Source organism: Blastococcus sp. SYSU D00669, assembly GCF_054050715.1.
Genome location: NZ_JBJGZV010000014.1, coordinates 69,882 through 87,526, shown reverse-complemented (window position 1 = coordinate 87,526; position 17,645 = coordinate 69,882). Strand labels below are relative to the sequence as shown.

Genomic DNA, 17,645 nt, shown 5'->3' with positions numbered 1-17,645 from the left:
CTTTCGGCGCCGAAAGCGGACCTCAGCTGCCGAGGACGCGCTCCTCGAGCATGCGCTTCACCGTCGGGGCGTCGGCCTTGCCGCGGGTGGCCTTCATGACCTGGCCGACCAGCGCGCCGAGCGCCTGCACCTTGCCCCCGCGCACCTTCTCGACCACGTCCGGCGCCCCGGCGATGGCCGCCTCCACCGCGGCGACCAGCTCGTCGGACTCGCCCAGCACGGCCAGCCCGCGGGCCTCGACGACCGCGGCCGGGTCGCCCTCGCCGGCGAGCACGCCGTCGAGCGCCTGCCGGGCCAGCTGGTCGTTGACGGTGCCGGCGGCCACCAGGCCGGTGAGCTCCGCGACCTGCCGCGGGGTGATCGGCAGCTCGGTCAGCTCGACGCCGGCGTCGTTGGCGCGGCGGGCCAGCTCGCCCAGCCACCACTTGCGGGCGTCGGCCGGCGTGGCCCCGGCGCCGACGGTGTCGGCGACCAGGTCGACGGCGCCGGCGTTGACCAGCCAGGCCATCTCCGTCGCCGAGACGCCCCACTCCTCGCGGAGGCGGGCGCGCCGCGCGGCGGGCAGCTCCGGCAGCTCGGCGGTCAGCTTCTCGACCCACTCCGGGTCGGGGGCGATGGGCACGAGGTCGGGCTCGGGGAAGTACCGGTAGTCGGTCGCCTCCTCCTTGCTCCGGCCCGGCGACGTCGTGCCGGTCTCCTCGTGGAAGTGCCGGGTCTCCTGCAGCACCCGCCCGCCGGCGTCGAGGACGCCGGCCTGGCGGCGCATCTCGTACCGGACGGCGCGCTCCACCGACCGCAGCGAGTTCACGTTCTTGGTCTCGGTGCGCGTGCCCCAGTCGAGGCTGCCGATCGGTGCCAGCGAGGTGTTGACGTCGGAGCGCAGGTTGCCCTGCTCCATGCGCACCTCGGAGACGCCCAGCGCCAGGAGGATGTTGCGCAGCTCGGTGACGTAGGCGCGGGCCACCTCCGGCGCCTTGGCCCCGGCGCCCGGGATCGGGCGCGTGACGATCTCCACCAGGGGGATGCCGGCCCGGTTGTAGTCGATGAGCGAGTGGTCGGCGCCGTGGATGCGCCCGGTCGCCCCGCCCACGTGCAGGTTCTTGCCGGTGTCCTCCTCGAGGTGCACCCGCTCGATCTCGACCCGGTAGGTCTCGCCGTCGACCTCGACGTCGAGGTGCCCGGCGGTGCACAGCGGTTCGTCGTACTGGCTGGTCTGGAAGCCCTTGGGGATGTCCGGGTAGAAGTAGTTCTTCCGGGCGAAGCGGCACCAGGTGGCGATCCGGCAGCCCAGCGCCAGGCCGATGCGGATCGTCGACTCGATCGCCGCCGCGTTGGCCACCGGCAGCGAGCCGGGCAGCCCGAGGCAGATCGGGCAGGTCTGGGTGTTCGGCTCCGCGCCGAACGTGGTCGCGCAGCCGCAGAACATCTTCGAGGCGGTGCCGAGCTCGACGTGCGTCTCCAGCCCGATCACCGGCTCGTAGCGGGTGAGCAGCTCGTCGAAGTCGACCAGCCGCTCCCCGGTCGTCGTCGTCACGGGGTCTCCTTCTCGGTCGAACGGCCGGTCACCCAGGCGCCGGCGCCGGTGAGCAGGCCCAGGACGATGAAGACGGCGAAGACGGCCCGGCCGGTGACCAGCCAGAGCACCAGCCCGGCCAGGACGACGAACGCGGTCAGCGCCCAGGCGGCCTTGAGCGCCCCGTTCACGCGCCCGCCCCCCGGTCGGCCAGCTCGTCGAGCAGCCGGCGCCCGCGGGCGGCGTCCTGCGCGGCCTCCAGCGCGGCGGCGACCTCGTAGCAGCGGTCGTCGGCCAGCGCGGGCGCCATGACCTGGAAGCCGACCGGCAGCCCGTCGGCCAGCCCGCACGGCACCGAGATGGCCGGCAGCCCGGCCAGGCTGGCCGGCAGCGTGCACAGGTCGGCGGCGTACATGGCCAGCGGGTCGTCGACCCGCGCACCCAGGGGGAACGCGACGGTCGGCGTCGTCGGGCTGACCAGGACGTCGACCTGGTCGAAGGCGGCGCTGAAGTCGCGGCTGATCAGCGTCCGGACCTTCTGCGCCTGCCCGTAGTAGGCCTCGTAGTAGCCGCTGGACAGCGCGTACGTGCCGAGGATGATCCGCCGCTTCACCTCGGGACCGAAGCCCTGCTCGCGGGTCAGCGCCATCACGGTGTCGAGGTCGTTGGAGCCGTCGTCGCCCACCCGCAGCCCGTACCGGACGCCGTCGAAGCGGGCCAGGTTGGACGACGCCTCGCTCGGCGCGATCAGGTAGTAGGCGGGCAGCGCGAGGTCGAAGGCGGGGCAGGAGACCTCGCGGACCTCGGCGCCCATGCTCTCGAGCAGCGCCACCGCCTCGGCCGCGCGGGCCAGCACGCCGGGCTCGTAGCCGTCGGTGTGGCCCTCGCCGCCGAGCTCGCGGACGACGCCGACGCGCAGGCCGGACAGGTCGCCGACGGCGCCCCGCCGGGCGCACTCGGCCAGCGGCGGCAGCGGCGCGTCGATGCTGGTGGAGTCGTGCGGGTCGTGCCCGCCGATCGCCTCGTGCAGCAGCGCCGCGTCGAGCACGGTGCGGGTCATCGGCCCGGCCTGGTCGAGGCTCGAGGAGAACGCGATCAGCCCGTACCGGGAGACGGAGCCGTAGGTGGGCTTGTGCCCCACGAGGCCGGTGACGGCGGCGGGCTGGCGGATCGAGCCGCCGGTGTCGGTGCCGAGGGCCCAGGGGGCGAGGAAGCCGGCGACCGCGGCCGACGAGCCGCCCGAGGAGCCGCCGGGCACCCGATCGAGGTCCCACGGGTTGCGGGTCGCGCCGTAGGCGGAGTTCTCGGTCGACGAGCCCATGGCGAACTCGTCCATGTTGGTCTTGCCCAGCAGCACCGAACCGGTGGCCTTGAGCCGGGCGGCGACGGTGGCGTCGTAGGGCGGGCGCCAGCCCTCGAGGATCCGGGAGCCGCTGGTGGAGGGCACGCCCTCGGTGACGAACACGTCCTTGAGGGCCAGCGGCACGCCGGCCAGCGGGCCGAGCTCGGTGCCGGCGGCACGGGCCGCGTCGATCTCGCCGGCCCGCGCCACGGCCGCCTCGCGGTCGACGAAGAGGTAGGCGCCGATGCGCCCGTCCTCGGCCTCGATCCGGTCGAGGTAGGCCGAGGTCACCTCGACCGCGCTCACCTCGCCGGAGGAGAGCAGCCGGCTCAGCTCGGTGACGTCGGCCCGGACCAGGTCGCTCACCACGGGGGCGGTCACGCCTCCTCCCCCAGGATGCGCGGCACCCGGAACCGGCCGTCCTCGGCGGCGGGAGCACCGGCCAGGACGACGTCGCGAGGCAGGCAGGGGGTGACGACGTCGGGGCGCATCACGTTGGTCATCGGCACCGCGTGCGTGGTCGGGGCGACGTCCTCGGCCGCCGCCTCGCCGACCCGGGCGACGGCGTCCAGGATGACGTCGAGCTGACCGGCGAAGACGTCCAGCTCCTCGTCGGTGACGGCCAGGCGGGCCAGGCGCGCCAGGTGCGCGACCTCGTCCCGGGAGAGCTTGGTCACGGGGTGTGGACTCCGTTCCGGCGGCGCCTCGCGCGCCGCAGCAGGACCTTCGGATGCAACCCCGCCACTGTACGTGGCGGGGGTGTGCTCGACCCCGGGCCGGGGATGCGGGAAGCTTCGGTACCGGCGATCGACGGAGATGGCCCGCGTCCCCAGCGCCTCACCCGCCCGAGCCCCGGAGGAACCGTGTCCTTTCTCCTGCGCCTGGTGGTCCCCGACCGCCCCGGCATCCTGGGCGCCGTGGCCACGGCGCTGGGCGAGGCGGGCGCCGACATCGTCTCCCTCGACGTGCTGGAGCGGGCCGGCGGGCTCGCCGTCGACGACGTGGTGGTGGAGCTGCCGCAGGGGCGGCTGCCCGACAGCCTGATCACCGCGGCGCAGGCCGTGTCGGGCGTGCAGGTGGAGTCGCTGCGCCCGTTCGCCGGACCGCTGGACACGCACCGCGAGCTGGAGCTGCTCGACGCGCTGGGCCGGGCGGCCGAGGGGACCGCCGAGAAGCTGCTGGCCGCCGAGCTGCCGCGGGTGTTCCACAGCGGCTGGGCGGTGGTGCTGGCCGGCAGCGCGCCGGACTCCTGCGAGGTGCTCGCCGCGTCGGAGGCCGCGCCCGCCTTCGACGCGCTCCCGCTGCCGTGGATGCCGCTGTCGACGCCCCGGTTGCTGCCCAGCGAGGAGGAGTGGCTGCCGCAGCGGTGGCGGGAGATGGCCATCGAGATGATGGCCGCCCCCCTCGGCGCCCAGCAGGCGGTGGTGCTCGGCCGGTCCGGCGGCCCGGCGTTCCGCCGCTCGGAGCTGCTGCGCCTGGCCCACCTGACCGGCATCGCCGGCACGGTGGCGCACCTGCCCCCGGCCTAGCCGGAGGACCTCGTGCGGGGGGCCGCGAACGGCTAGCCATCCCGTCGGCGATGCGGTGTCATCGACACGACCACCGACCCGACCGGACGGATGCCGGCGATGCGTCTCGGAGAGGTGCTCGACGCGGCCGGCCGGCGCACCTTCGTCGGCCGCCGGGCGGAGCTCGCCCGCTTCACCGACGCGCTCAGCGGACGCGCGCCGCAGCGGATCTTCCTGGTCCACGGTGAGGGCGGGATCGGCAAGTCGACCCTGCTCGACGAGTTCCGCGTCCGCGCGCTCGCCGCGGGGCGGCCGGCGGTGCTGGTCGACGGCCGGGAGGTGGACCCCTCCCCCGAGGGCGTGCGCGCGGCGCTGGCGCGGGCGCTGCGCAGCGGTCCGCCGCGGCTGGAGGAGCTGCCCGGGCTCGCGCTGTTCGTCGACCACTACGAGCAGCTGACACCGGCCGACCGGTGGATCCGCCGGGAGCTGCTGCCCGACCTCCCCGGCGACGGGCTGGCCGTGCTCGCCGGCCGGGACTCACCGGACCCCGACTGGCGACGGCTGCCCGGGTGGCGCGAGCTGGGCGCGGTGCTGCGCCTGGACTGCCTGACGGAGCGGGAGAGCGCGGAGTTCCTCACCCGGTGCGGCGTGCCCGCCGAGCGGCACGGCGGCCTCGTCTCGCTCAGCCGCGGGCACCCGCTGGCGCTGGCCATGCTCGCCGACGCCGTCGCCGAGGGGCCGCTGCCGGGCGAGCTGGCCGCCGCGCCGGACCTGGTCTCGGCCCTGCTCGAGGTCGTGGTCAGCCAGGTGCCCGCGGAGGCCCACGCCGTCGGGCTGGCCACCTGCACGGTGGCGTGGTCGACCACCGAGGACCTGCTCGCCGAGACGGTGGGCGAGCGGGCGCCGGAGGTGTGGGACTGGCTGGCCCGCCAGCCCTTCGTGTCGTGCGGCCCCCGCGGGCTGGTGCTGCACGACCTCGCCCGGGACGTGCTCACCGCCGAGCTGGAACGGCGCTCCCCCGAGCGGCAGCGGAGGCTGCACCGGATCGTCCACGACCGCGTCGTCGGCGAGATCCGCTCGGCCGCCGGCGCCGACCGGCAGCACGCGGCGGAGCAACTGCTCTACCTGCACCGCCACAGCCCGCTGACCAGCACCTTCTGGCAGCTGCGCAGCAGCGGCTCGACGGCCGTCGTCCCCGCCGGTCCCGCGGACCGCGCCGCCGTGCTGGCGATGGTCCAGCGGTTCCTCGGCCCGGCGCACGCCGACCTGGCCCGCGAGTGGCTGGGCGAGGCGCCCGAGGCGCTGCAGGTGGTGCGCCACGAGGGCGCGGTCGCCGCGTTCGTGCTCGGCCTGCTGCTCCCCACGGGGTCGCCGCTGGAGCAGCGGGACCCGGTGGTGCGGGCGGCGCTCGCGCACGTCGACCGGACCTCACCGCTCCGGCCCGGCGAGCAGGTGCACCTCACCCGCTTCATGGGGGGCGCGCAGGAGTTCGAGCGCGATCCGTACGCCGTCCTCGTGTCCTCGGTGGCCGCGCTGACGACCTGGCTCGGCCGACCTCTCGCCTGGTCGTTCACCGGCACCACCGACCCGGAGTTCTGGGGGCCGTTCTTCGAGTACCTCGCCTTCCTCCCCGTCGGCGAGGTCACGGTCGGCGGACGCCGGCACGTCCTCTACGGCAACGACTGGCGCCGGCTCCCGCCGGACGCGTGGATGGACCTGATGAACGACCGGGAACGGACCGGCGTGACCGGCCCGCCACCGGACTCCCTCCTCCGGCCCGCCCCGCTGGGCCGCGAGGCATTCGGCGCGGCGGTGCGCTCGGCGCTGCGCGACCTCCACCGGGACGACCGGCTGGCCGCCAACCCCCTCATGGGCTCCCGGGTCGCCCGGGGACCCACCGGCCCGGACCCGGCCGCCCTGCGGTCCTCCGTCCGGCGCGCGGTGGCCGTCCTGGCCCAGCAGCCGCGCGGCGGCGGTCGGTGCCGGGTGCTCGACCGCACCTTCCTCCGGCCCGCCGGGACCCAGGAGGCCGCCGCGGAGGTCCTCGGCCTGCCGTTCAGCACCTACCGGCGGCACCTGGCCGCGGCGCTGGACGACCTCGTCGCGCTGCTCTGGGCGGTCGAGATCGGCGAGGCCGCGCTCCCCGACGGCCCGCGGCCGGGTGAGCACCGGGTGAGCACCGACTGATCTGGGAAGCGAGCACCTGGTCGCGCCACCCTCCCCGGCACGGATCGGAGGAGGGAGCGAGAGATGGCGACGATCACGGTCCTCGGTGCCGGAATGAACGGCCTGACGACGGCGATGCTGCTGGCCCGCGACGGGCACCGCGTGACGGTCCTGGAGCGCGACCCGGCCGCCCCGCCGGCGCCGGAGCGTGCCTGGGAGGGGTGGGACCGGCCGGGCGTCGGCCAGTTCCGGCAGCTGCACCTCATGCTGTCGCGCTGGCGCGTCGAGCTGCAGGAGACCCTGCCGGAGGTGCTCGACGACCTCGTCGCGGCCGGCGGGCTGAGGCTGAACGTGATCACCGCGGCACCGGAGCAGGTGCGGGGTCCGATCCGGCCGGACGACGACCGGTTCGAGACGGTCACCGCCCGGCGGCCGGTGCTCGAGGCGGTGCTGGCCGGCGCGGCGGCGCGCACGCCGGGGCTGGACGTGCGGCGCGGGGTCGCCGTCACCGGCTTCACCACCGGGACGCCGACGGCCCCGGGCGTGCCGCACGTCGCCGGGGTGCGCACCGCCGGCGGCGAGCGGATCGCGGCCGACCTCGTCATCGACTGCCGGGGCCGCCGGGCACGGGTGGCCGACTGGCTGGCCGCGATCGGCGCCCGGCCGCCCGCGGAGGAGCGCGAGGACTCCGGCTTCGTCTACTACAGCCGGCACTTCCGGTCGGCCGGCGACGGGCTGCCGGTCGCGATGGCGCCGCTGCTGCAGCACTACGCCCCGTTCACCCTCGTCACGCTGCCCGCCGACAACGGGACGTGGTCCGTCGGGATCGTGACCAGTTCGGCCGACCACGCGCTGCGCGCCCTGCGCGACCCCCGCGCCTGGTCCGCGGCGCTGGCCCGGTGCCCGCTGGCCGCGCACTGGACCCGGGGCGAGCCGTTCACCGGCGTCGACGTCATGGCCGGGCTGGAGGACCAGCACCGGCGGCTGGTGGTCGACGGCGAGCCGGTCGTCACCGGCCTGGTCCTGGTCGGCGACGCGTGGGCGCGGACCAACCCCGCACTGGGCCGGGGCACCTCGATGGGTGCCGTCCACGCGCGGGCCGTGCAGCAGGTGCTGCGCGAGGTGGACCTGGCCGACGCCGACAAGGTCGTGCGGCGGGTGGACGACGTGACGGCCGCGACCGTCGAGCCGCTGTACCGCGCCACCCTGGCGTTCGACCGGCACCGCCTGGCCGAGCTGGCCGGCGAGATGAGCGGGCGCCCGTACGAGACGGACGACCCGGGCTGGGTGGTGGGCGAGGCGCTGACGGCGGCGGCCCTGGTGGACCCGGATGCGCGTCGGCTCTTCGCCCGGCTGGCCCTGCTGGTGGAGCCGGCGGCCCAGGTCCTGGCCGATCCGGCCGTCGTCGCCAGGATCCGCGCGCTGGGCGCGGGCGCGCCGCGCTACCCGCTCCCCGGTCCCAGCCGGGCCGAGGTGCTCGCCGCCATCGGCGCCTGAGCCGGCAGGGGTGCGGGGCGGTGCCACGGCGTCGGTGCGCACCCGGCCGGGTAGTGGGCCGTCATGACAGCTCTGGAGCTCGGCCGGGCCGGCCTGCAGGGGTGGCGGGCGAAGGTCGCCGACGCCGCCGGACCGGTGGTGGCCCGCAACACGCCCTTCACCGAGGACCAGGTCAAGGCGGCGATCGGCGCCGCCTTCGTCGTCCTCTCCGTGGTCTACGTGGCCAAGACCCTGCGGGAGTGGGTCGCGCGGACGTGAGCACCGGAGCGGTCGGCCGGAGCTGATCGCTCGCTCCTCCCTCGCACCGCCCGCTCTGCAGCACGGGGGACCCGCGAGAAGAGCGGGCGAGGCGCGCCACCCCGCCGCACCGGCTACTCCGCCGGCTCGCCGCCGTCGCCGTCGCCGTCGCCGTCGCCGATGGTCGCCACCTCGCGGGCGGCGTCCGGCCCCTGCTCCAGCAGGACCCGGAAGCCGTCGTCGTCCAGGATCGGCACCTTGACCTGCACGGCCTTGTCGTACTTGCTGCCCGGGTCGGCCCCCACCACGACGAAGCCGGTCTTCTTGCTCACCGAGCCGGTCACCTTGCCGCCGCGCTCCTGGATCGCCGCGGTGGCCTGGTCGCGGCTGTGGTCGCGCAGCGAGCCCGTGACGACGACGGTGACGCCGGTGAGCGGGCCCGGTCCGGCCGCCTCCCCCTCGTCGGCCATGCGCACGCCGGCCGCCCGCCACCTGTCCACGACCTCGCGGTGCCAGTCGACGGCGAACCAGTCGCGGATCGACCTGGCGATGGTCGGGCCGACGCCGTCGGCGGCGGCCAGCTCCTCCTCGCTCGCCTCGGCGATCCGGTCGAGGGAGCGGAAGTCGCGGGCCAGCGCCTGGGCCGCCGTCGGCCCGACGTGCCGGATGGACAGGCCGACCAGCACCCGCCAGAGCGGGACGTCCTTGCGGGTCTGCAGGTTGGCCAGCAGCTTCTGCCCGTTGGCCGAGAGGGTGCCGTCCTTCTTGGTGAAGAACTCCGACTGCTCGAGTTTCTCGGCGTCGAGGAAGAACAGGTCGCCCTCGTCGGTGAGCAGGCCGCTCTGCAGCAGCGCGATCGCGGCCTCGTAGCCGAGGTTCTCGATGTCGAAGGCGCCGCGGCCGGCGACGTGGAAGACGCGCTCCCGCAGCTGGGCCGGGCAGGAGCGGGCGTTGGGGCAGCGGATGTCGGCGTCGCCCTCCTTCTCCGGCCGCAGCTCGGTGCCGCACTCGGGGCAGTGCGTGGGCATCTCGAACTCGCGCTCGTCGCCGGTGCGCGCCGCCACCACCGGGCCGAGCACCTCGGGGATGACGTCACCGGCCTTGCGGATGACGACGGTGTCGCCGATGAGCACGCCCTTGCGCTTGACCTCGCTGGCGTTGTGCAGGGTGGCCAGCTGCACCGTGGAGCCGGCGACCTTGACCGGCTCCATGAAGGCGAACGGCGTCACCCGGCCGGTGCGGCCGACGTTGACCCGGATGTCGAGGAGCTTGGTCGTCGCCTCCTCCGGCGGGTACTTGAACGCGATCGCCCAGCGCGGCGCGCGCGAGGTGGAGCCCAGCCGCCGCTGCAGGGCGACCTGGTCGACCTTGACGACGACGCCGTCGATCTCGTGCTCGACCGAGTGCCGCTGCTCGCGGTAGCGCTCGATGTAGGCCCACACGCCCTCGAGGTCGTCGACCACCTCGTAGCGGTCGCTGGTGGGCAGGCCGAGCGCGCGCAGGCGGACGTAGGCGTCGGACTGGTTCTCCGGCTGCCACCCGTCGTGCGCGCCGAGGCCGTGCACGATCAGCCGCAGCCGCCGCGAGGCGGTGACCCGCGGGTCCTTCTGCCGCAGGGAGCCGGCGGCGGCGTTGCGCGGGTTGGCGAACGGCGCCTTGCCCTGCTCGACCATCGAGGCGTTGAGGTCGGCGAACGCCTCGACCGGGAAGTAGATCTCGCCACGCACCTCGAGCCGCTCGGGCAGGTCGTCGCCGGTGAGCTCCTGCGGGACGTCCTGCATGGTGCGGACGTTGGCGGTGACGTCCTCGCCGGTGGTGCCGTCGCCGCGGGTCGCCGCGCGGACCAGCCGGCCGCGCTCGTAGAGCAGGGCGACGGCGAGCCCGTCGATCTTCAGCTCGCACAGGTAGCGGGCGCCGGTGCCGACCTCGCGCTCGACCCGGGCGGCCCAGGCGGAGAGCTCGTCGCTGCTGAAGGCGTTGTCCAGGCTCTGCATCCGCTCCAGGTGCTGGACCGGCGCGAACGTCGCGGTGAAGCCGCCGTTGACCTTCTGGCTCGGCGAGTCCGGCGTGACCAGGGCGGGGTGGGCGGCCTCGATGGTCTTGAGCTCGCCCATGAGCTCGTCGTACTGGCCGTCGCTGACCAGCGGCTCGTCGCGGACGTAGTAGGCGAAGGCGTACCTGTCGAGCAGCTCGGAGAGGTCCCGGTGCCTCGTGCGCGCGTCGTCGGGGACCTGCGTGAGGTCCTCGCGGTCCTCCGCGGCCACCACCTGCGGGACGTCGACCTCAGCCTCGGTGCTCACGCACCGCACCGTATCCGCCGGGTACGACGGCGAACCCGCATCCACCCTGCCGTGGTGGTCACCATGGCGGTCGTGCACGCGGAGCTGGCCCGCGCCCTCGTCCCCGCCGTCCGCGAGCTGACCACCACCGGCGCGCCGGTCCCGCGCGGCACCAGCAGTAGGAGGACCCCGTCCTCCCCGCCCCTCGCACGCCCGGGGAGGTGCCCTGGACGGCGCCGCGCGGTGGGCGTGCCCGAGGGACGGCACCGCCGTCGCCGTCGTGGGCGGGCTGCGCTGAGCTATCCGGGCTGGAGGTGCTTCGCCGCCTCGCGGACGTGGGCCATGGCCGCACGGGCGTAGGCCGGCGTCGCGCCGGCCAGGCCGCACGACGGCGTCAGGGTCACGGCGGTGTGCAGCTGCTCGGCCGGGAAGCCGAGCTCGCGCCAGAGCCCCTGCAGGCGGGAGGCGGTCGCCTTGGGCGCGCCGAGCGGGCCGTCGGTCCCGGGGACGACGCCGACGAGCAGGTGGGTGCCCGCCTCGACCGCCTCGCCGACGGCGTCGAGGTCCTGCACGAGGCCGGAGTCGAAGGAGACCCCGGCGGCGCCGGCGGCGCGGAACAGGCCGAGCGGCGCCCGGGCCGTGCAGCAGTGCACGACGACCGGGCCGGGCAGCGCGTCGACGACGGCCGCGAGCTCGTCCTGGACGACGTTGGCCTCGACCGCGGCGAGCCGTCCGTAGCCGCTCGCGGTCGGCAGCGCGCCCTCGATCACGGCGGGCACCGACGGCTCGTCCAGCTGGACGACGACCCGGGCCCCGGGCACCCGGGCGGCCACCTCGGCGACGTGCGCGGCGAGCCCCTCGGTGAGCGACTGGGCGAGGTCGCGGCGGGCGCCGCGGTCGACGACCGCCCGCTCGCCGCGCTCGCGCTCCAGCCCGGCGGCGAGCGTCCACGGTCCGGCGGCCTGCACCTTCAGCGGCCCGGCGTAGCCGTCGGCGACCTCGGTGAGCGCGTCGAGGTCGCGCTCGAGCAGGTCGTGCGCCCGGCGCAGGTCGACCCCGGGTCGCGGCACCAGCCGCCAGCCGGCCGGGGTCAGGTCCACGGCGACGTCGACGAGCAGCGCGGCGCTGCGGCCGACCAGGTCGGCGCCCGGTCCGCGGCCGGGCAGCTCCGGCAGGTGCGGGAACTCCGGCAGCTCCCCCAGCACCAGCCGCACCGCCTCGTGCGGGTCGGCGCCGGGGAGGGACCCGACGCCGGAGGCCGGCCCCCAGGGTGCGGGGCCCGGCCTCGGCTCGTCGTGCGCGTCGTGCGGTGCGGGTTCGGACGACGGGACCACGACGGCGACGGTAGCCCAGCCGCCGCCGTGGTCCCGGCGGTTCCCAGTCAGACGGTGCACGGGCCCGCGCCCGAGCGGTCGTCGTCCCACGCCTGCGCCGGGTCGGTCGACACGGCCCGGTCGAGCGCCGGCGGCGCCACCGGTCCGGGCTGCGCGGCCAGGTAGGCGTTGAAGGCGTCGACGTCGTTCGGTCCGGTGACCACCTCGGCACCGGGGACGCGGCCGCTCACGAAGGCGGGGAAGGCGTCCCCGCCGGCGATCAGGAACGAGTTGGCGACCACCGTGTAGGTGGCGGCCGGGTCCAGCGGGACTCCGTCGACCAGGATGCTCGCCGGGTCGATCCGGTCCGCGGCACCCGCGGCAGCCGGGATCGGGTCGAACTCGTACGTGAGTCCGGCCACCGACAGCTGCAGGAAGCTGGGCGAGCCGCTGCGGGTTCCCCACTGCTGCTCGAGCACCTGCTCGATCGCCGCTCCGGTCAGCTGCACGGTGTTCACCGTGTTGCTGAACGGCTGCACCGCGAACGTCTCGGCGTAGGTGATGGTCCCGGCCGGGTCACCCGGCCCGGACGACGCGCAGTTGATGTCCGCGCGCAGGCCGCCGGGGTTCATGAAGGCCACGTCGGCGTCGGGGAAGGCCGCCAGCTGGGCGTCGGCGACCAGGTTGCCGAGGCTGGACTCGCTGTCGCGCACGGGGCTACCGGCGCGGTGGGCCCGGTCGAGGTCCGCCGTCTGGGTGCCGACCGGGACGTTCCCCGCCTCGGCGGCGCGTGCCTCCCAGTACGAGACGATCCGCTGGACGTCCGGGTCCGGCGAGGTCCGCCGCACCGGGACGTTGGTGGCGGTCGCGGTGCTCCGGACGACGTCGCCGTCGCTGCCGAGCCGGAACTGGATGTCGGTCAGCGCCTTGCCGTAGAAGCCGGCCTGGGTCACCAGCCGCGGCTGGCCGTCCGGGTCGGGCAGCGTGCAGTCGTAGGGCACGTGGGTGTGCGCGCTGATGATCACGTCGACCGCCGCGGAGACGTCGGCGTTGATGTCGCCGATCGGCGTCCCGGCCATGTCGCCGACGCAGCGGTCGAAGCCGCCGCCGGTGCCCTGGGTGCCGCCCTCGTGGACCATGACGACGATGGCCTCGACGCCCTGCTCCTGGAGTTCCCCGGCGTAGTGGTTGATCGCGGCCGCCTCGTCGCCGAAGGTCAGCCCCTCGATCCCCGCGGCGGCGACGATGGTGGGGGTGTCGTCCGTGACGACACCGATGAGGCCGATCTCCCTGTTGCCGGTGGTCTGCACGATCTCGTACGGCGGCAGGACCGGCTCGCCGGTCGCGTCGTCGGTCACGTTGGCCGCCAGGTACGGGAACTCCGCGCCGGCGAACGGCTGACCGGTGCTGTCGGCGTAGCAGCCGTCGACCTCCGGGGTCACGCCCTCGCAGGCGGTGACGTCGTCGGAGAACTGCCCGTCGGTCGCGCCGGAGATGCGGTACAGCTCCTCCTGGCCGCGGTCGAACTCGTGGTTGCCCACGGCGGAGAAGTCCAACCCGAGGGCGTTGAGCACCTCGATGGTCGGCTCGTCCTTGAACGCGCTGGAGTTGAACGGCGAGGCGCTGACCAGGTCGCCGGCACCCACGAAGAAGGAGTTGTGCTTCGGGCCGCCGAAGCCCTGCCGGAGGTCGCCGAGCGTCGTCGCGACGTTGGCGGCGCCGCCCACCTGCTCCGACACGTCGTCGGCGGTGCCGTAGGCGCCGTCCGGTCCCGGCGCGGTGACCAAGCTCCCGTCACCGCCGGTCTGCGGGCTGATCCGGCCGTGGAAGTCGTTCATGGCGATCAGCTGGACCGGCACCCCTCCGGCGCCGTTGCCCGGTGCGGCGGAGGCGGTCAGCGGGGTGCCCACCGCGACGGACGCCGCCAGTGCGGCGACCACCAGGGTCGGTCGGAATCGGGGCAAGTCGTCCTCCACAGGGCATGCGGGAGCAGACCACCGGGTCGGGTGGCCTCACGGCGAAGTGGTGAGCCGAGCTAAGAAGCTTCGCTCAGGAAGTGGCTCAGGAGGACGCTAGCCCGGACCGTCTCGGAAGTGAAGACCGGGTCGGGAAACGTAGTTCTGAGTTCACGCCGTCGACAGGACGGCGCCCTGCCCGAGCACCCGGTCGCCGCGCTCGGCGTCCGGCTCGTAGAGCACGGCGGACTGCCCGGGCGCCACGCCGCGCTGCGGGTCGTCCAGCCGCAGCAGCAGACCGCCGTCGGCGGCAGTCACCTCGCAGGCGACGGGCGTGCCGTGCGCGCGCAGCTGCACCTCCGCCCGCAGCGGCAGCACCGGCGCTGCGCCGGTCCACGTCGGCGCCGCCGTGCGCACCTCGCGGACGCCGGCGAGGTCCGCCGTCCCGATGGTCACGGTGCGGCTGACCGGCTCGATGCCGAGCACGTACCGCGGGCGGGAGTCGCCGACGCTCACCCCGAGGCCGCGGCGCTGGCCGACGGTGAAGCCGTAGGTGCCGTCGTGCTCGCCCACCGTGGCCCCGGTGGTCGCGTCGACCAGCGGACCCGGCCGGCTGCCCAGCCGGCGGGCGAGGAAGCCCCGGGTGTCGCCGTCGGGGATGAAGCAGATGTCGTGCGAGTCGGGCTTGGCGGCGACGGCGAAGCCGCGCTCGGCGGCGATCCCGCGCACCCGGTCCTTGGTCATCGCGCCCAGCGGGAACGCCGCGCCCGCCAGCTGCTCGGCGGTGAGCACGGCCAGCACGTACGACTGGTCCTTGCCCGCGTCGACCGAGCGGCGCAGCTCGCCGCCGGAGAGCCGGGCGTGGTGACCGGTGACGACGGCGTCGAAGCCCAGCGCCCGTGCGCGGTCCAGCACCGCGGCGAACTTGATCTTCTCGTTGCAGCGCAGGCACGGGTTCGGCGTGCGCCCGGCCTCGTACTCGGCCACGAAGTCCTCGACGACGTCCTCGGCGAACCGCTCGGCGAGGTCCCAGACGTAGAACGGGATGCCGAGCTCGTCGGCGACCCGGCGGGCGTCGTGCGCGTCCTCCACGCTGCAGCAGCCGCGGGCGCCGCTGCGCAGCACCTGCCGGTCGGGCGAGAGCGCCAGGTGCACGCCGGTCACGTCGTGCCCGGCGTCGACGGCGAGCGCGGCGGCGACGGCGGAGTCCACGCCACCGCTCATCGCGGCGAGCACCCTCACCGCGACCCCAGACCCGCCCGCCGTGCGCGCTCCACCACCGGCCCGATCACCTCGAGCAGCGCGTCGACGTCGGCGTCGGTCGAGGTGTGCCCGAGGCTGAACCGCAGCGAGCTGCGGGCCCGCCCCGGCTCGGCGCCGACCGCCAGCAGCACGTGGCTGGGCCGTGCCACCCCCGCGCTGCAGGCCGACCCGGTCGAGCACTCGACCCCGCGGGCGTCGAGCAGCATGAGCAGCGCGTCGCCCTCCGCACCGGGGAAGGACAGGTGCGCGTTGCCCGGCAGCCGTCCGGGCCCGCCGGTGAGGACGTCGTCCAGCGGCGCGCCGTTGAGCTGGGCGTCGGGCACCTGGGCGACGACGCCGGCGACGAGCCGGTCGCGCAGCCGCGCCAGCCGCGGCGCCCGCTCGGGCCGCCCCCGGACCGCCGCCGTCGTCGCCACCTGCATGCCGACGATGGCCGCGACGTCGAGGGTGCCCGAGCGCACGTCGCGCTCCTGGCCGCCGCCGTGCAGCAGCGGCGTGCACTCGGCGTCGCGGCGCAGCAGCAGCACCCCGGCGCCCATCGGGCCGCCCAGCTTGTGGCCGGTCATGGTGAGCGCGTCGGCGCCGCTGGCGGCGAAGTCGACCGGCACCTGGCCGACCGCCTGCACCGCGTCGGTGTGCAGCGGCACGCCGACCGCGTGCGCGACGTCGGCGAGCGCCGCCACGTCGCTGACGGTGCCGATCTCGTTGTTGGCCCACATGACGCTGGCCACCGCGACGTCGGTGCCGTCGCCGAGCGCGTCGGCCAGGGCGTCCGGCGTCACACGGCCGCTGGGCTCGACCCGCAGCCAGGTGACGTCGGCGCCGTCGTGCTTGACCAGCCACTCGACGCTGTCGAGCACGGCGTGGTGCTCGGCCGGGCTGACCACGAGCCGGCGACGGCGCGAGTCGGCCGTGCGCCGCGCCCAGAACAGGCCCTTGACGGCGAGGTTGTCGCTCTCGGTGCCGCCGCCGGTGAACAGCACCTCCGACGGCCGCGCGCCCAGCGCCTCGGCGATCCGCTCCCGCGCCTGCTCGGCCTCGCGCCGCGCGGCCCGGCCGCTGGCGTGCAGCGAGGAGGCGTTGCCCACCCGGCCGAGCTGCTCGGTCATCGCGGTCAGCACCTCGGGGAGCACCGGCGTCGTGGCCGCGTGGTCCAGGTACGTCATGACGCACTCAATGTAGTCGCGCCCTCCGCGGTCGCCCGCCCGGGAACCGGGGCGGCGGCCCGCCCGGCGACCCGGACGCCGACCAGCGCCAGCAGGGTGAGGACGGCGACCGTGCCGCCGATCGCCGCCGGCATCGACAGCGCTCCCGCCGTGGCCGCCGCGACCAGCACCCCGGCCAGGCCGATGCACAGCGCCGAGGCGGTGACGTCAGAGATCTGCAGGGCCGCCGAGTCGGCGCCGCGGCGGTGCTCCGGCGACTGGTCGAGCAGCAGCACGCCGACGCTGGGCATGCCCAGGCCCATGCCGAGCCCGGCGACGGCCCAGGTGAGGTACGCCGGCCACCCGCCGAGCGCCGGGACCGCGGTCAGCGCCGTCCCGGCCAGACCGGCCGCCAGCAACGCGAAGCCGAGCCGCAGCAGCCGCTCGCGCGGGGCGTCGGGGAAGCGCCCCTGCAGGTGCGACGCCAGGGCCCAGCCGACCGCGCCGGCGGTCAGCGGGATGCCGGCGGTGGTGGCGCTGAACCCGTGCACCTCGGTGAGGGCCAGCGGCAGCAGGGCGTCCATGCCGAAGAAGGCGCCGGCGAGCAGCCCGCGCGAGGCGACCACGGCCGGCAGCCCCCGCCGCGCCCGGCCGGTGCCGGCCGGCAGCAGCGGCCGCAGGCCCGCGAGCAGGGCGGCGACACCGGCGACCGCGAGCCCCAGGGCGAGCAGGTCGCGGCGCTGGCCGGCGTACTGCAGCACCCCGATGCCGGCCCCGGCGAGCAGCGCCCAGCCCCACCGGGACCGCGCCGGCCGGCCGGGGCCCTCGCTGCGCGGCAGCGCCCGGACGGCGGGCAGCACCAGCCCGGTGCCGAGCGCGATCAGCGGGAGCAGCCCGAGGAAGACCAGCCGCCAGCTGGCGTGGGTGGTGAGCAGGCCGGCCAGCAGCGGCCCGACGAGCGCGGGCAGCACCCAGGCGGAGCTGATCGCGCCGAACAGCCGCGGGCGCAGCGCCGGCTCGTAGGCCAGCCCGGCGATCACGTAGAGGTTGACCGCGATGGTGCCGGCGCCGAAGCCCTGCACCGCCCGGCCGGCGACGAACAGCGACATGTGCCCGGCGACGCCGGCGACCAGCAGGCCCACCGCGAACGCGGCGACGCCCCAGGGCAGCGCCACACCGGCCCCGCGCCGGTCGCCGAGGTCGCCGCCGACGACCATGCCGAGGACGGAGGCGACGAGGAAGGCGCTGAACGGCCACGCGTACCAGGCCAGCCCGTCGAGCTCGGCCACCGCGGTCGGCATCGCCGTCCCCACCGCCATCGCCTCGAAGGCGATGAACGTGACCAGCATGACCAGCCCCGCCGTCGTCAGCCGGTGCTCCCGGTCGAGCAGTCGCGCCACCCCGTCCACCTTCCGCTCAACCGTCCC

14 protein-coding genes are annotated in these 17,645 nt (G+C 75.7%); 4 read left to right on the top strand and 10 right to left on the bottom strand.

Features of this window, described 5'->3' with window-relative positions:
* Positions 1–22: 22 nt before the first annotated feature.
* From gatB to gatC, 4 genes are read right to left on the bottom strand one after another with little or no spacing between them, the layout of a single operon-like run.
* A complete protein-coding gene (gene gatB, locus ACI8AF_RS12085) occupies positions 23–1,534 on the bottom strand; it encodes an Asp-tRNA(Asn)/Glu-tRNA(Gln) amidotransferase subunit GatB (RefSeq protein WP_456539951.1) in 1,512 nt (503 codons plus the stop codon).
* Positions 1,531–1,704, bottom strand: coding sequence for a hypothetical protein (locus tag ACI8AF_RS12080; RefSeq protein ID WP_456539950.1), 174 nt, complete (start codon positions 1,702–1,704; stop codon positions 1,531–1,533). The genes gatB and ACI8AF_RS12080 overlap by 4 nt, the downstream gene beginning before the upstream one ends.
* A complete protein-coding gene (gene gatA / locus ACI8AF_RS12075; RefSeq protein ID WP_456539949.1) occupies positions 1,701–3,236 on the bottom strand; it encodes an Asp-tRNA(Asn)/Glu-tRNA(Gln) amidotransferase subunit GatA in 1,536 nt (511 codons plus the stop codon). The genes ACI8AF_RS12080 and gatA overlap by 4 nt, the downstream gene beginning before the upstream one ends.
* Positions 3,233–3,532: an Asp-tRNA(Asn)/Glu-tRNA(Gln) amidotransferase subunit GatC gene (gatC, locus tag ACI8AF_RS12070; protein WP_456539948.1), complete on the bottom strand. Its 300-nt coding sequence runs from the start codon at positions 3,530–3,532 to the stop codon at positions 3,233–3,235. The genes gatA and gatC overlap by 4 nt, the downstream gene beginning before the upstream one ends.
* Before the next feature lie 186 nt (positions 3,533–3,718).
* Here gatC and ACI8AF_RS12065 point away from each other — a divergent pair, with 186 nt between their 5' ends.
* From ACI8AF_RS12065 to ACI8AF_RS12050, 4 genes are all read left to right on the top strand, one after another.
* The gene (locus ACI8AF_RS12065; RefSeq protein WP_456539947.1) at positions 3,719–4,384 is read left to right on the top strand and encodes an ACT domain-containing protein; all 666 of its coding nucleotides are present in this window, start codon (positions 3,719–3,721) and stop codon (positions 4,382–4,384) included.
* 99 nt (positions 4,385–4,483) lie between these two features.
* The gene (locus ACI8AF_RS12060; RefSeq protein WP_456539946.1) at positions 4,484–6,550 is read left to right on the top strand and encodes an AAA family ATPase; all 2,067 of its coding nucleotides are present in this window, start codon (positions 4,484–4,486) and stop codon (positions 6,548–6,550) included.
* Between the two features lie 63 nt (positions 6,551–6,613).
* Positions 6,614–8,026 (top strand): FAD-dependent oxidoreductase, encoded by a 1,413-nt coding sequence (locus ACI8AF_RS12055; protein WP_456539945.1) that lies wholly within the window; start codon positions 6,614–6,616, stop codon positions 8,024–8,026.
* A gap of 63 nt (positions 8,027–8,089) precedes the next feature.
* Complete coding sequence (locus ACI8AF_RS12050; protein WP_456539944.1) at positions 8,090–8,284, top strand: hypothetical protein; 195 nt, start codon at positions 8,090–8,092, stop codon at positions 8,282–8,284.
* A gap of 113 nt (positions 8,285–8,397) precedes the next feature.
* On the opposite strand, the gene ligA is transcribed toward ACI8AF_RS12050, so the two are convergent.
* The 6 genes from ligA to ACI8AF_RS12020 form a co-directional block, all read right to left on the bottom strand.
* A complete protein-coding gene (ligA, locus tag ACI8AF_RS12045; protein ID WP_456539943.1) occupies positions 8,398–10,563 on the bottom strand; it encodes an NAD-dependent DNA ligase LigA in 2,166 nt (721 codons plus the stop codon).
* Between the two features lie 278 nt (positions 10,564–10,841).
* The gene (locus tag ACI8AF_RS12040; protein WP_456539942.1) at positions 10,842–11,876 is read right to left on the bottom strand and encodes a methionine synthase; all 1,035 of its coding nucleotides are present in this window, start codon (positions 11,874–11,876) and stop codon (positions 10,842–10,844) included.
* 47 nt (positions 11,877–11,923) lie between these two features.
* Positions 11,924–13,819: a bifunctional metallophosphatase/5'-nucleotidase gene (locus ACI8AF_RS12035; RefSeq protein ID WP_456539941.1), complete on the bottom strand. Its 1,896-nt coding sequence runs from the start codon at positions 13,817–13,819 to the stop codon at positions 11,924–11,926.
* A gap of 162 nt (positions 13,820–13,981) precedes the next feature.
* A complete protein-coding gene (mnmA, locus tag ACI8AF_RS12030) occupies positions 13,982–15,046 on the bottom strand; it encodes a tRNA 2-thiouridine(34) synthase MnmA (RefSeq protein ID WP_456539981.1) in 1,065 nt (354 codons plus the stop codon).
* Between the two features lie 2 nt (positions 15,047–15,048).
* Positions 15,049–16,239, bottom strand: a complete 1,191-nt coding sequence (locus ACI8AF_RS12025) for a cysteine desulfurase family protein (RefSeq protein WP_456539940.1) — start codon at positions 16,237–16,239, stop codon at positions 15,049–15,051.
* Entirely contained in the window at positions 16,236–17,618 is a 1,383-nt protein-coding gene (locus tag ACI8AF_RS12020) for an MFS transporter (RefSeq protein ID WP_456539939.1), read from the bottom strand. Before ACI8AF_RS12020 ends, ACI8AF_RS12025 begins: the two co-directional genes overlap by 4 nt.
* Positions 17,619–17,645 lie beyond the last annotated feature (27 nt).